At 60.0% G+C, this 13,733-nt stretch carries 11 protein-coding genes and 2 pseudogenes; 4 read left to right on the plus strand and 9 right to left on the minus strand.

Annotation, left to right across the window (positions count from 1 at the left end; genetic code table 11):
- Nucleotides 1-406 precede the first annotated feature (406 nt).
- The gene (locus tag AB4O22_RS20845; protein ID WP_123351159.1) at nt 407-760 is read left to right on the plus strand and encodes a DUF6124 family protein; all 354 of its coding nucleotides are present in this window, start codon (nt 407-409) and stop codon (nt 758-760) included.
- Between the two features lie 379 nt (nt 761-1,139).
- Here the strand turns inward: AB4O22_RS20845 and AB4O22_RS20850 are convergent.
- Nucleotides 1,140-1,217 (minus strand): annotated as a pseudogene (locus tag AB4O22_RS20850) (nucleoid-structuring protein H-NS); the annotation flags it as partial.
- A gap of 310 nt (nt 1,218-1,527) precedes the next feature.
- On the opposite strand from AB4O22_RS20850, the gene mutS reads away from it, so the two are divergent.
- A complete protein-coding gene (mutS, locus tag AB4O22_RS20855) occupies nt 1,528-4,095 on the plus strand; it encodes a DNA mismatch repair protein MutS (protein WP_167331288.1) in 2,568 nt (855 codons plus the stop codon).
- Nucleotides 4,096-4,237: 142 nt separating this feature from the next.
- Nucleotides 4,238-4,561: a ferredoxin FdxA gene (fdxA, locus tag AB4O22_RS20860; protein WP_003198291.1), complete on the plus strand. Its 324-nt coding sequence runs from the start codon at nt 4,238-4,240 to the stop codon at nt 4,559-4,561.
- Between the two features lie 908 nt (nt 4,562-5,469).
- On the opposite strand, the gene rpoS is transcribed toward fdxA, so the two are convergent.
- The 8 genes and pseudogenes from rpoS to AB4O22_RS20900 form a co-directional block, all read right to left on the minus strand.
- Complete coding sequence (gene rpoS, locus AB4O22_RS20865; RefSeq protein WP_003198289.1) at nt 5,470-6,477, minus strand: RNA polymerase sigma factor RpoS; 1,008 nt, start codon at nt 6,475-6,477, stop codon at nt 5,470-5,472.
- Between the two features lie 106 nt (nt 6,478-6,583).
- Entirely contained in the window at nt 6,584-7,432 is an 849-nt protein-coding gene (locus AB4O22_RS20870; protein ID WP_100264191.1) for a peptidoglycan DD-metalloendopeptidase family protein, read from the minus strand.
- A gap of 211 nt (nt 7,433-7,643) precedes the next feature.
- Nucleotides 7,644-8,279: a protein-L-isoaspartate(D-aspartate) O-methyltransferase gene (locus AB4O22_RS20875; RefSeq protein WP_170862085.1), complete on the minus strand. Its 636-nt coding sequence runs from the start codon at nt 8,277-8,279 to the stop codon at nt 7,644-7,646.
- Nucleotides 8,280-8,320: 41 nt separating this feature from the next.
- Complete coding sequence (gene surE / locus AB4O22_RS20880; RefSeq protein WP_038856712.1) at nt 8,321-9,070, minus strand: 5'/3'-nucleotidase SurE; 750 nt, start codon at nt 9,068-9,070, stop codon at nt 8,321-8,323.
- Nucleotides 9,058-10,117: pseudogene (truD, locus tag AB4O22_RS20885) on the minus strand (tRNA pseudouridine(13) synthase TruD). The gene surE and the pseudogene truD overlap by 13 nt, the downstream one beginning before the upstream one ends.
- Complete coding sequence (gene ispF / locus AB4O22_RS20890) at nt 10,114-10,587, minus strand: 2-C-methyl-D-erythritol 2,4-cyclodiphosphate synthase (protein WP_460097058.1); 474 nt, start codon at nt 10,585-10,587, stop codon at nt 10,114-10,116. Before ispF ends, truD begins: the two are co-directional and overlap by 4 nt.
- Before the next feature lie 43 nt (nt 10,588-10,630).
- Nucleotides 10,631-11,476 (minus strand): S-formylglutathione hydrolase, encoded by an 846-nt coding sequence (gene fghA, locus AB4O22_RS20895; protein WP_212795592.1) that lies wholly within the window; start codon nt 11,474-11,476, stop codon nt 10,631-10,633.
- Between the two features lie 8 nt (nt 11,477-11,484).
- Complete coding sequence (locus tag AB4O22_RS20900) at nt 11,485-12,597, minus strand: S-(hydroxymethyl)glutathione dehydrogenase/class III alcohol dehydrogenase (RefSeq protein ID WP_003198276.1); 1,113 nt, start codon at nt 12,595-12,597, stop codon at nt 11,485-11,487.
- 107 nt (nt 12,598-12,704) lie between these two features.
- Here AB4O22_RS20900 and AB4O22_RS20905 point away from each other — a divergent pair, with 107 nt between their 5' ends.
- Nucleotides 12,705-13,601 (plus strand): LysR substrate-binding domain-containing protein, encoded by an 897-nt coding sequence (locus AB4O22_RS20905; protein WP_003198274.1) that lies wholly within the window; start codon nt 12,705-12,707, stop codon nt 13,599-13,601.
- The last annotated feature ends 132 nt before the right edge of the window (nt 13,602-13,733 follow it).

The following is a 13,733-nucleotide window of genomic DNA, read 5'->3' on the forward strand; positions in this document are numbered from 1 at the left end:
GCTTCGCCAGCTCCTACAAAAGCCAAACTCCCCCACCCGGGATTTGCCCTACACGTCCCTAAGAAAAGACTCCAATCGCGTCCTTCAACTGCGCAACACAAGGCTACGTTGCCTTGCGCCTCTGCCTACAACTACGCCAGAATCCGCCGGCTTGTGCGCCTTGGGGCCCCTCGGTACTTTTGATCCTGTCACTGCCCATCAGTGATCGGGTTTAGTCGCTCGGTATTCCAAGGTGCTCATTGCTCCATTCAGTCAGGTACTTCTATTCCTGCACTTGATGGTAGCTGTGCGCAGGGCGCCCTCGGGCGCGCCGGTTTCTTGGATCCCCGGTCGACTAACCTGCGTACAGCTGCCGCCCCTCGTTTAGTCGCGAGTGAGTGGTGGCTCAACTTCAAGGATCCATAGAATGCCGAAGAACACTCCAAATCCCCCAGACGATCACGTCTCCCGCAGCCAATCGGCCAACGCCAAGAAACTCGACGACGCGGCCACCCGCGCCCTGGACTATTACCTCAAGCCGAAAGCCGACAAAGAAACCTGCGACACCCCCGACACCCTTTTCATCATCGCCCCCAACATCGACGCCGAATGCCTGCTCGCCAACCTCAGCGAAACCCTGGCCTCGGCCAACGCCATGGTCAGCGACCTGGCATTCGACCTGAAGGGCTCGCGACGGAATATAGCGCTAGGGGTCCAGCAAATGATCGAGCTGAGCCAGTTGCTGGCGAATCGGGCGTTGGATGTGGTTGAGGTGAGGTAGGCATCCATGATGCAAGCCGAGACCTAAGAGAAGCCCGAGTAATCACTGTGGGAGCGAGCTTGCTCGCGATAGCGGTAGTCCAGTGACAACTAAGTTGTATTGGCTGCCGTCATCGCGAGCAAGCTCGCTCCCCACAATTGATCGGGTATAGCCGGAGAGACTGGCCGACTGTCAGGCCACCTTCGCGAGCAGGCTCGCTCCCACAATGGGCCGCAGTGAACACAGAACTCATGGACACCCAGGATCACCTGTGGGAGCAAAGCTTGCTCGCGATGAGGCCAGCAAACCCAACATCCATGTGACTGAGCCACCGCCATCGCGAGCAAGCTTTGCTCCCACAGTTCTGATGGGTGTACGACCGGGAGAGCCAGGTCGGCTATCAGGCCGCCTCGCGGTGGACGTTGATCTCGGGCGCCCCGTTAACCACGCTGGCTGAACGAAGGTATTGCGCAGTGGGCCCACGGAGCGATGCCTTCGTTCAGGCATGCCGAGCCTAGGCGAGGCACCAAGTGGTGGGGCAGAAGCGTTTTGCTTACTTTTGACTGGGCCGGCTTCCGGGCTTTTCAAAAGTGAGCCGCCGTCAGGGCGGAACCCTAAGCAGCCGTTACCGAAAAAACGGATAAGTCCCCAATCCCAAAAACCACTCACATATGGGTAGCACAGACCACCCATGTTAACCTTGCGCCCATCGCGGAAAAGCCGGGCCAATGCCCCTCCTTTTGCCCCACACCTTTCAACGAGCTTGCCTGACACCCATGAATACCGCCGTGAACGACCTCTCCAGCCACACGCCGATGATGCAGCAATACTGGCGCCTGAAGAACCAGCACCCCGATCAGCTGATGTTCTACCGCATGGGCGACTTCTACGAAATCTTCTACGAGGACGCAAAGAAGGCCGCCAAGCTGTTGGACATCACCCTGACGGCACGTGGGCAATCGGCGGGCATGGCCATTCCGATGTGCGGGATTCCTTACCACGCGGCAGAAGGTTACCTGGCGAAGCTGGTCAAGCTCGGCGAATCCGTGGTGATCTGCGAACAAGTCGGCGACCCGGCCACCAGCAAAGGCCCCGTGGAACGCCAAGTCGTGCGGATCATCACCCCGGGCACGGTCAGTGACGAAGCCTTGCTGGACGAACGTCGGGACAACCTGATCGCCGCAGTCCTGGGCGACGAGCGCCTGTTCGGCCTGGCGGTGCTGGACATCACCAGCGGTAACTTCTCGGTACTGGAAATCAAGGGCTGGGAAAACCTGCTGGCGGAACTGGAACGGGTCAATCCAGTAGAGCTTTTAATTCCTGATGACTGGCCCAAAGACCTGCCGGCAGAAAAACGCCGTGGCGTGCGTCGTCGGGCGCCGTGGGATTTTGAGCGTGACTCGGCGCTGAAAAGTCTCTGCCAGCAGTTTTCCACCCAGGACCTCAAGGGCTTCGGTTGCGAGAACCTGACCCTGGCCATCGGCGCTGCCGGTTGCCTGCTGGCCTACGCCAAGGAAACCCAGCGCACCGCCCTGCCCCACTTGCGCAGCCTGCGGCACGAACGCCTGGATGACACCGTGGTGCTGGACGGCGCGAGCCGCCGCAACCTGGAACTGGACACCAACCTGGCCGGCGGGCGCGACAACACCTTGCAATCGGTGGTCGATCGCTGCCAGACCGCCATGGGCAGCCGCCTGCTGACACGCTGGTTGAATCGGCCGCTGCGGGACTTGACCGTGCTGCTGGCGCGCCAGTCCTCCATTACCTGCCTGCTGGATCGTTATCGCTTCGAGCAGTTGCAACCACAGCTCAAGGAAATCGGTGACATCGAGCGGATCCTCGCCCGCATCGGTTTGCGCAACGCCCGTCCCCGCGACCTGGCGCGCCTGCGCGATGCCCTCGGCGCGTTGCCCGAACTGCAGGTGGCGATGACAGACCTCGAAGCGCCGCACCTGCAGCAACTGGCGCGCACCACCAGCACCTACCCGGAGCTGGCCGCGCTGCTGGAAAAAGCCATTATCGACAACCCACCGGCGGTGATCCGTGACGGTGGCGTACTGAAAACCGGCTACGACGCCGAACTCGACGAGCTGCAAGCGCTGAGCGAGAACGCCGGCCAGTTCCTGATCGACCTCGAAGCCCGAGAAAAAGCCCGTACCGGCCTTGCCAACCTCAAGGTCGGCTACAACCGCATCCACGGTTATTTCATCGAATTGCCGAGCAAGCAGGCCGAACAGGCTCCGGCCGACTACGTCCGTCGCCAGACCCTCAAGGGCGCCGAGCGTTTCATCACCCCGGAACTCAAGGCGTTCGAAGACAAGGCGCTGTCGGCCAAGAGCCGCGCCCTGGCCCGGGAAAAGATGCTCTATGAAGCGTTGCTCGAAGACCTGATCAGCCAACTGCCGCCGTTACAGGACACTGCTGGCGCCCTGGCGGAGCTGGATGTGCTGAGCAACCTGGCCGAACGCGCGCTGAACCTGGACCTCAATTGCCCGCGCTTCGTCAGTGAGCCGTGCATGCGCATCAGCCAGGGTCGTCACCCGGTGGTCGAGCAAGTACTGACCACGCCGTTCGTGGCCAACGACCTGAGCCTGGACGACAACACCCGCATGCTGGTGATCACCGGCCCGAACATGGGCGGTAAATCCACCTACATGCGCCAAACCGCGTTGATCGTGCTGCTGGCCCATATTGGTAGTTTCGTCCCGGCGGCCAGTTGCGAATTGTCCCTGGTGGACCGGATCTTCACCCGGATCGGTTCCAGCGACGACCTGGCCGGTGGACGTTCGACGTTCATGGTGGAAATGAGCGAAACCGCGAACATTCTGCACAACGCCACCGAACGCAGCCTGGTGCTGATGGACGAAGTTGGACGCGGCACCAGCACCTTCGACGGCTTGTCCCTGGCCTGGGCAGCGGCCGAGCGCCTCGCGCACCTGCGGGCCTACACGCTGTTCGCTACCCATTACTTCGAACTCACCGTGTTGCCGGAAAGCCAGCCTTTGGTGGCCAACGTTCACCTCAATGCCACCGAGCACAACGAGCGCATCGTCTTCCTGCACCACGTGCTGCCCGGCCCGGCCAGCCAGAGCTACGGCTTGGCGGTGGCGCAACTGGCCGGCGTGCCAAGTGAAGTCATTACCCGTGCCCGCGAGCACCTGAGCCGCCTGGAAACCACCAGCCTGCCCCACGAAGCGCCGCGCCCGACCAAAGGCAAACCGGCCGCACCGCAGCAAAGCGACCTGTTCGCCAGCCTGCCGCATCCGGTACTCGATGAACTGGCCAAGCTCGATCTGGACGACCTGACACCTCGTCGGGCACTGGATTTACTCTATACATTGAAGACACGGATCTAACACACAGGCTTTCAAGCTGTTAGAATCGCGCGCGGTTTGGGATGCTGCGGACTATTAGCCTGGTTCGCAGACTATCGCTCCCGAACCTGGCGACCCTACCGTGAAGGGGCTTCGCTGCCGCCGCCTGAGGAGAGAATTAGAAATGACCTTCGTCGTCACCGACAACTGCATCAAGTGCAAGTACACCGACTGCGTAGAAGTGTGTCCGGTGGACTGCTTTTACGAAGGGCCGAATTTCCTGGTCATTCACCCGGACGAGTGCATCGACTGCGCCCTGTGTGAACCGGAATGCCCGGCGAACGCCATTTTCTCGGAAGACGAAGTGCCGGCCGGCATGGAGAACTTCATCGAGCTGAACGCAGAACTGGCGGACATCTGGCCGAACATCACCGAGAAGAAAGATGCGCTGCCGGACGCCGAAGAGTGGGATGGCAAGGAAGGCAAGCTCAAGGATCTGGAACGCTGATCGTTGCTGCTTTCGTGGAAAAGGCCCCTTGCGGGCCTTTTTGCTTTTTCGGGTCAAGAAATCGCAGGCAAAAAAAGGGGCGGTTTGACCCGCCCACATTTTTTCCCTAATCCCTTTAATCCTTTTCATCATCCTGATGAATCGCGTCCTGCGATATCCTTCCTTCCCATCGTCCTTGACGGGTGTGTCTGTCCGTCGACACAGGACTGATATTAGTATTTTCCCAGGCGAGTGCAACGCGACTGATACAGGTGGCTTGCTCTGTCACGCTACGTTCATCAACAAATTTTCGTTATAAATCAGTCAAATACAAAAGGATCACGGTATTTATAGCGGTCTGTCCGGCCGATGAGGAACTGAACGCTTACGTAACACTAGGCAAAGGCTTACACGCTGAAACTACAAATAGAACGGGACTGGAAAACGCCCCCTCAGAAACGCTTAGGTTCCAGACCAGTCGTAATGATGATGATCTATAGTTTTTACGAGGGGGGTGTATATCCATTTCTTCGGTAACGGCCACTTACGGTTCCGCTCTTACCGCGGCTCACTTTTTGAGAAGCCCGGAAGCCGACCCAGTCAAAAGTAAGCAAAACGCTCATGCCCCACCACTCGGCAACTCGCCTAGGCTCGGTGTGCCCTCACTCCGGCATTGCTCCGTGGGCCCTTCGCCCCCTTGAATGATCGAGTCGATCAACAGTGGTGACAGGTAGGCTGACACGGGGGGCTCTGTCCAAAAGTGACCCGCCGTAAGGGCGGAACCATAAGTAGCCGTGACCGAAGAAACGGATATACCCCCAAACCCAAGCCAAAAAAAACGGCACTTTCCATTTCTGAAAGAAGCACCGTTTTTTCCAAGTGAACAGCATCACAGCCAATCAGGGCCTTTCTGCTGCACTCGCCTTGGGTTATTGAAACAACGACTCGCTCGACAAGCCGTTCTTCTCCAGGATCTCTCGCAGGCGCTTGAGACCTTCAACCTGGATCTGCCTCACCCGCTCACGGGTCAAACCAATCTCCAGGCCCACATCTTCAAGCGTGCTGCTTTCATGACCGCGCAAGCCGAAGCGGCGAATCACCACTTCCCGTTGCTTGTCCGTAAGTTCCGAAAGCCACTGGTCGATGCTCTGGGACAAGTCATCGTCCTGGAGCAACTCGCACGGATCGGTCGGACGATCGTCGGTCAGGGTATCCAGCAGGGTCTTATCCGAGTCCGGCCCCAGCGAGACGTCTACCGAAGAGACCCGCTCGTTGAGCCCAAGCATGCGCTTGACCTCACCTACCGGTTTTTCCAGCAGGTTGGCGATTTCTTCGGGTGAAGGTTCATGGTCGAGTTTTTGGGTCAACTCACGGGCGGCCCGCAGATAGACGTTCAGCTCCTTGACCACATGAATCGGCAACCGGATGGTCCGGGTCTGGTTCATGATCGCCCGTTCGATGGTCTGGCGGATCCACCAGGTGGCGTAGGTCGAGAAACGGAAGCCGCGTTCGGGGTCGAATTTCTCGACGGCGCGAATCAGGCCCAGGTTGCCCTCTTCGATCAGGTCCAGCAGCGAAAGCCCACGATTGACATAGCGTCGGGCGATTTTCACCACCAGGCGCAGGTTGCTTTCAATCATGCGTTTTCGACCGGCCGGGTCGCCACTTTGCGACAGCCGCGCAAAATGAACTTCTTCCTCGGGGGAGAGCAGTGGCGAAAAACCGATTTCGTTGAGGTACAGCTGAGTGGCGTCCAGCGCCCGGGTGTAATCGATGTACTTATGTTGTTTAAGCGAAGCGGAGTGTTTGGATTTGGCACGAACGGAAGGTGGAGTCGCCCCTTCATCATTCGACATCGAATCCATAGCGATGCCGGTCTCCATAAGGAGAACCTCATCGTCGATGTCAAACTCCGGCACTTCTTTACTGAGAGCCATTGTTATAGTCCTTTGGTGAGTTCGACCTCAAGCTCAAGCGACGCCTTTATCCTTGGCAACGCTGGAGCCTGTTCCCTCTACGTGACGGAACAGGCTGACAATCAAATCAACGCCGTGGCAGGAATTGCAGCGGATCGACTGGTTTACCTTGTCGGCGAATCTCAAAATGCAGTTTCACCCGGTCTGTTCCCGTTGATCCCATTTCGGCAATTGTCTGTCCGACCTTGACCTGCTGCCCCTCCCGAACCAACAGCCTGCGGTTGTGACCGTAGGCACTGACGTAGGTATCGCTGTGTTTGATGATCACGAGTTCGCCGTAGCCCCTCAAACCACTCCCGGCGTACACAACCGTGCCATCAGACGCGGCTAAAACAGGCTGTCCCAAATCCCCGGCGATATCAATTCCTTTATTCAAACTACCGTTTGAAGAGAATTTTCCAATGAGAACGCCACTAGAAGGCCATCCCCAGCCTGTCGGGGCGGGGCCTGCCGGAGGCATCGGAACGGGGGTCGGTTTGCTCGCGACGGACGGTACTGTTGCCGCTTCAGCCCCCGTCGGCCGGCGAATAACCGTGGTTTTACTCGAGGAAGAAGGCGTCGAACCCGACTGCGTAACCACTGCGGTAGGCGTTGAACCGCTACGGCCATCGAAGCGAATCGTCTGACCTGGGTGAATCGTATAAGGCGCAGGAATGTTGTTACGCGCCGCAAGGGCTTTGTAGTCCCAGCCGTAGCGGAAAGCGATGGAAAACAGCGTATCGCCGCGACGGACTACATATTGGCCGGTCGTTACTGTAGGACGTTGAGGTGTTGCACTGTTGTTGCGATCGACAACCCGGACATTACCCGACGGCGTACTGGAACATCCGACCAGCAAAGTGCTCAAGACAAGGCCAGTCACCAGGCGCTGAAAGCTCGTGATACCCATACGCTGCGCAATGACTGTGAGACTCACCCGCCGCTCCCTTTGTGGTGGCAGAAAAATTGGAAACTGCCTATCCAGGCAGAACTCATATAAATATAGCTGGCAACGACTGCGCCTCTATTAATGAAGCGCAATGTGCCGCCGCACACGTTTGCTCGACGCCGTTGGACTCTGTTCAGCAAATCGGTGCCGCTGTAAGACACAGGCCAGGCCACGGAATTCAGCGTCTGTTTATAAATGCTCAGGCCAACGGCCCATTGAGTAACGGCACGAACCGCACCGCCCCCAGGACGTGTCGCGAAAAACCGTGTTCTTCACGCACGATCAGCATCAGTTGCTGGACTTCACCGGCGCCTACCGGAATCACCAGTCGCCCGCCGGGAGCAAGCTGATCCAGCAGGGCCTGGGGAACATCGGTGGCCACCGCGGTCACGATGATGCCGTTGTACGGCGCCAGGGCCGGCCACCCCTCCCAGCCATCGCCCCAGCGAAACACCACGTTGCGCAGGTTCAACTCAACCAGGCGTTCCTTGGCGCGATCCTGCAGTACCTTGATCCGCTCTACGGAAAACACCCGCTCGACCAGTTGCGACAACACCGCCGTCTGGTAACCCGAGCCGGTACCGATCTCCATCACCTTGTCCAGCGGCCCCGCCTCCAGCAGCAACTCGCTCATGCGGGCCACCATGTATGGCTGGGAAATGGTCTGGTTGTGGCCGATCGGCAACGCCGTGTCTTCATAGGCGCGATGGGCCAGGGCTTCATCGACGAACAGATGGCGCGGCGTGCGGCGAATGACTTCCAACACCTGGGCGTTGGAGAGACCTTCTTCGTAGAGACGCTGGATCAGTCGTTCACGGGTGCGCTGGGAGGTCATGCCGATTCCGCGGCGCAGCATATCGTCTTGCTCACGAGCCATCAGCGCAGCCCCTCCAGCCAGCCATCGAGATTTCGAAAGGCGTCGTTGAAGGTACGGTCCAACTGCAACGGCGTGATCGAGACATAACCTTGCATCACCGCATGGAAATCAGTGCCCGGCCCGCCGTCCTCGGCATCACCGGCGGCGGCGATCCAGTAACCGGCCTTGCCGCGCGGGTCGACGACATGCATCGGTTTGGCGGCGCGGGCACGGTGGCCCAGGCGAGTGAGCTGGATGCCACGGATGTGATCGAGCGGCAGGTTGGGGATATTCACGTTCAGCACCGTGCGTGGCGGCAGCTCCAGCTCGCCGTGGGCTTCGACCAGTTTACGGGCGAAGTAGGCGGCGGTCGGCAAGTTATCGACCTGCCGCGAAACAAACGAAAAGGCAAACGATGGCTTGTCCAGAAAGCGACCTTCCAGGGCGGCGGCAACCGTGCCGGAATAAAGCACATCGTCCCCCAGGTTGGCGCCCAGGTTGATACCCGACACCACCATGTCCGGCTCACGCTCCAGCAAGCCGTTGAGGCCCAGGTGCACGCAATCGGTCGGGGTGCCGTTGAGGCTGATGAAACCGTTATCCAGATAGCAGGGGTGCAACGGACGGTCGAGCGTCAGCGAGCTGCTGGCGCCGCTTTTGTCCTGGTCCGGGGCGATGACCACGCACTCGGCAAAATCCGCCAGCGCAGCATAAAGCGCGGCAAGACCGGGTGCAGTCACCCCGTCGTCGTTAGAAATCAGAATACGCATGGGCTGTCCGTCTGCCCCACCGGCACCAGATCGACGAGTTCGCGCACCAAGACAGTGGCGAAACATCCGGCCGGCAGGACGAATTCCAGTTGCAGAATGTCCAGCGAGGGATAATGCCACGACAGCCCGCCAATGGGCAGTCGCAGGATGCGACGTTCGTGACTCATTCCCGCGTTTATCAACCAGTCCCGCAAATCGGCCTCGCCCGCGGCGATGGCTTGTTCCAGCTCAAACGTCGCACCAGCGGCAGGCGAAGGTCCCTCGCCCCACTGCGGCCCGGTCGGGTGCAGGTCGAGAATGGCCAGGCGCGGGTCGCTGCACTCAGCCTCGCCGGCCGGAAAAAAACTGCGGCTGTCGGTGAAGGCAAGCAAATCACCAACCTGGGCTTTTTGCCAAGTTCCGTCGGCGACCCGCGCCGCCAGCACCCGGTTGAACAGGAAACTGCGGGCGGTGGACAACAACCGCGAGCGCACATTGCGCTGTTCCGGCAACGCCTTGCGCGTCGCCCAGGCCCGGGCATCGACGACATTGCCGCCGTCATGGCCGAAACGCTGGGCGCCAAAATAGTTGGGGATACCCTGGCGGACAATCTGCTGCAGGCGCGCATCGATCGCCGCCAGTGTCGCCCTTGAATTGGGTCAGGCGCAAGGTAAAGCCATTGGCCGAGTGCGCGCCGCGTTGCAGCTTGCGCCTGTGGCGTGCGGTCTTGAGGATTTTCAGCGTGTCGTTCTCTGCCGCCGACAGGTCCGGATCGGCCTTGCCCGGCAATTGGACGCTGAACCACTGGCGGGTCAGGGCCTGACGGTCCTTGAGCCCCGCGTAGCTGACGGTGCGCAACGGCACGCCGGCAGCCTTGGCGATTCGCCGGGCCGCTTCTTCGGTGTTCAAGCCACGTTTTTCAACCCAGATCCACAGGTGCTCGCCATCGCCGGTCAACGGGATGTCGAGCACTTCATCGACCTGGAAATCTTCAGCGGTGGCCTTGAGTACCGCGCTGCCCAGCGGTTCGCCGTAGGCCCGCGGCCCCAACAGTTCCAGTTCAGTCATGGGCGCAGCAACAAGGCAACGGAGTGGACGGCAATGCCTTCTTCGCGACCGACGAAGCCAAGCTTCTCGGTGGTGGTGGCTTTCACGTTCACTTGGTCCAACTCAACTTGAAGATCCTCGGCAATCAGTTGGCGCATCGCTTCGACGTGCGGCGCCATCTTGGGGGCCTGGGCAACGATGGTGTTATCGACATTGCCGACTTTCCAGCCCTTGGCGTGGATGAGCGAGACCACATGGCGCAGCAGCACGCGGCTGTCGGCGCCCTTGAATTGCGGGTCGGTGTCGGGGAAGTGCTTGCCGATGTCACCCAGGGCAGCCGCGCCAAGCAACGCATCGCTCAAGGCGTGCAGCAGGACATCACCGTCAGAATGCGCGAGCAGCCCGAAGCCGTGTGCGATCCGCACGCCGCCCAGAGTAATGAAATCGCCTTCAGCGAAACGGTGAACATCGTAGCCGTGGCCAATACGCATAAAAAAACGCCCCGATTTTTGTCAGGGCGTGATTCTACCTGCATTAGGCGTTTAGAGCGCGCGCATGATGCTGCAAGTGGTCATCAATGAAGCTGGCGATGAAGAAATAGCTGTGGTCGTAGCCCGGTTGCAGGCGCAGTTCCAGCGGATGGTCGGCAGCCTTGGCCGCCTGTTGCAGGGCTTCGGGCTTGAGCTGGTTGGTCAGGAAATCATCGCGATCACCCTGGTCCACCAGCAGTGGCAGCTTCTCCTGCGCCTCGGCAATCAATGCACAGGCATCCCATTCACGCCATTTCGAACGGTCTTCCCCCAGGTAACGAGAGAAAGCCTTCTGGCCCCATGGGCAATCCATCGGATTGTTGATCGGCGAAAAGGCCGACACCGAGCGGTAACGCCCCGGGTTGCGCAAGGCGCAGACCAGCGCGCCATGACCGCCCATGGAATGACCACTGATGCCGCGTTTGTCCGAGGCAGGGAAATGCGCTTCGACGAGTGTCGGCAATTCCTGCACCACGTAGTCATGCATCCGATAGTGCCGTGCCCACGGATCCTGCGTGGCGTTCAGATAAAAACCCGCCCCCAGGCCGAAGTCCCAGGCACCGTCCGGATCGCCCGGCACGTCGGCGCCACGAGGGCTGGTGTCCGGCGCGACGATGATCAGGCCCAACTCGGCGGCCATGCGCTGGGCACCGGCCTTTTGCATGAAGTTCTCGTCGGTGCAGGTCAGCCCGGACAACCAATACAGGACAGGCAACTTGCCGCCCTGCTCGGCTTGCGGCGGCAGGTACACGGCAAACACCATGTCACAACCGAGCACGTCGGAACGGTGCCGGTAACGTTTGTGCCAGCCGCCGAAGCTTTTCTGGCAGGAGATGTTTTCCAGACTCATGACCGACCTCAGAAATGGATAACGGTGCGGATGCTCTTGCCTTCATGCATCAGGTCGAACGCCTTGTTGATATCTTCCAGGCCCATGGTGTGGGTAATGAACGTATCCAGCGGGATCTCGCCCGTCTCGGCCATTGCCACATAGCTTGGCAACTCGCTGCGACCGCGCACGCCACCAAAGGCCGAACCGCGCCAGACGCGCCCGGTCACCAACTGGAAGGGGCGGGTGGCGATTTCCTGGCCGGCGCCGGCCACACCGATGATCACCGACTCGCCCCAGCCTTTGTGGCAGCACTCCAGCGCGGCACGCATCAACTGGACATTGCCGATGCACTCGAAGGAAAAGTCCACGCCGCCGTCAGTCATATCGACGATGACTTCCTGGATCGGACGGTCGAAGTCTTTCGGGTTGACGCAATCGGTGGCACCCAGTTGCTTGGCGATTTCGAACTTGGCCGGGTTGATGTCGATGGCGATGATGCGCGAAGCCTTGGCCTTCACCGCGCCAATCACTGCCGACAGGCCGATGCCGCCCAGGCCGAAGATCGCCACGGTGTCACCCGGCTTGACCTTGGCGGTGTTGAGGACCGCGCCGATACCGGTGGTGACGCCGCAACCCAGCAGGCAGACCTTTTCCAGCGGGGCTTCTTTTTGAATCTTCGCGACGGAGATTTCCGGCAGCACGGTGTACTCAGAGAACGTCGAGGTGCCCATGTAGTGGAAAATCGTCTCGCCCTTGTAGGAAAAACGCGAGGTGCCGTCCGGCATCAGGCCTTTGCCCTGGGTGGCGCGAATCGCCTGGCAGAGGTTGGTCTTGCCTGACTTACAGAATTTGCACTGACCGCATTCCGGCGTGTACAGCGGGATCACATGGTCGCCCACCGCGACCGAGGTCACGCCTTCGCCGATGGCTTCGACAATCGCGCCGCCTTCGTGACCGAGGATCGACGGGAAGATCCCTTCCGGATCGGCGCCCGACAAGGTATAGGCGTCGGTGTGGCAGACACCGGAAGCCACCACGCGCAACAGCACTTCGCCCGCCTTGGGCATGGCGACGTCGACTTCAACGATTTCCAGGGGTTTCTTGGCCTCGAAGGCAACGGCAGCGCGCGACTTGATCATCCGGACTCTCCAGCAAATAAAAACAAGACCGGGAGTGTAATCCTCCGCCGGACGATGAATAATCCAACCAAAAGCAAAACATTATTGCTGTACAGGGATAATCCTTCATGTCCGATAACCGCTGGGAAGGGATCGACGAGTTCGTCGCCGTGGCCGAATGCAGTCAATTCACCGCCGCCGCTGAACGTCTCGGGGTTTCGTCTTCCCACATCAGCCGACAAATCGTACGGCTTGAAGAGCGTTTGCAGACACGTTTGCTCTACCGCAGTACCCGGCGGGTCACCCTGACCGAGGCCGGCCAGACATTTTTGCAGCATTGCCAACGCCTGCAGGACGGGCGCGAGGAAGCACTGCGGGCGGTGGGCGATCTCACCAGCGAACCCAAGGGCATGCTGCGCATGACCTGCGCCGTGGCCTATGGCGAACGGTTCATCGTGCCTCTGGTAACGCGGTTCATGGGGCTGTACCCGCAGTTGCGGGTAGACATCGAGCTGAGCAACCGTCCTCTGGACCTGGTGCACGAAGGCCTCGACCTGGCGATTCGCCTGGGTCGCCTGCAGGACTCCCGCCTGGTCGCCACGCGCCTGGCACCGCGGCGCATGTACCTGTGCGCTTCACCCTCTTACCTGGAACGCTACGGGCGGCCCCATAGCTTGTCGGAACTGAGCCGCCACAATTGCCTGATCGGCAGCTCCGACGTCTGGCAACTGGAGCAGAACGGGCGGGAATTTTCCCAACGGGTACAGGGAAACTGGCGCTGCAACAGTGGGCAAGCGGTGTTGGACGCGGCGCTGCAAGGGGTGGGGTTGTGCCAACTGCCGGATTATTACGTATTGGAGCATTTGCACAGCGGTGCATTGATCTCGCTGCTGGAGGCTCATCAGCCACCGAATACGGCGGTGTGGGCGTTGTACCCGCAGCAGCGGCACCTGTCGCCGAAGGTGCGCAAGTTGGTGGATTTTTTGAAGGAAGGGCTGGCTGGGCGACCGGAATATCGGGGATGACAGTGGTTTTTTGTCGTCTGGGGGTGACGCCATCGCGAGCAAGCTCGCTCCCACAGGGTTATCGTCGAATGACGGTCAAGTGTTCACACCAACCCACTGTGGGAGCGAGCTTGCTCGCGATGGCGCCGGCCC

Source organism: Pseudomonas sp. S3_B11, assembly GCF_054667715.1.

Bases quoted from the DNA above. Each gene is read 5' to 3' on its own strand.
- AB4O22_RS20845 (WP_123351159.1), top strand. From the start codon at position 407: ATGCCGAAGAACACTCCAAATCCCCCAGACGATCACGTCTCCCGCAGC.
- fdxA (WP_003198291.1), top strand. From the start codon at position 4,238: ATGACCTTCGTCGTCACCGACAACTGCATCAAGTGCAAGTACACCGAC.
- rpoS (WP_003198289.1), bottom strand. From the start codon at position 6,477: ATGGCTCTCAGTAAAGAAGTGCCGGAGTTTGACATCGACGATGAGGTT.
- AB4O22_RS20875 (WP_170862085.1), bottom strand. From the start codon at position 8,279: ATGACCTCCCAGCGCACCCGTGAACGACTGATCCAGCGTCTCTACGAA.
- surE (WP_038856712.1), bottom strand. From the start codon at position 9,070: ATGCGTATTCTGATTTCTAACGACGACGGGGTGACTGCACCCGGTCTT.
- ispF (WP_460097058.1), bottom strand. From the start codon at position 10,587: ATGCGTATTGGCCACGGCTACGATGTTCACCGTTTCGCTGAAGGCGAT.
- fghA (WP_212795592.1), bottom strand. From the start codon at position 11,476: ATGAGTCTGGAAAACATCTCCTGCCAGAAAAGCTTCGGCGGCTGGCAC.
- AB4O22_RS20900 (WP_003198276.1), bottom strand. From the start codon at position 12,597: ATGATCAAGTCGCGCGCTGCCGTTGCCTTCGAGGCCAAGAAACCCCTG.
- AB4O22_RS20905 (WP_003198274.1), top strand. From the start codon at position 12,705: ATGTCCGATAACCGCTGGGAAGGGATCGACGAGTTCGTCGCCGTGGCC.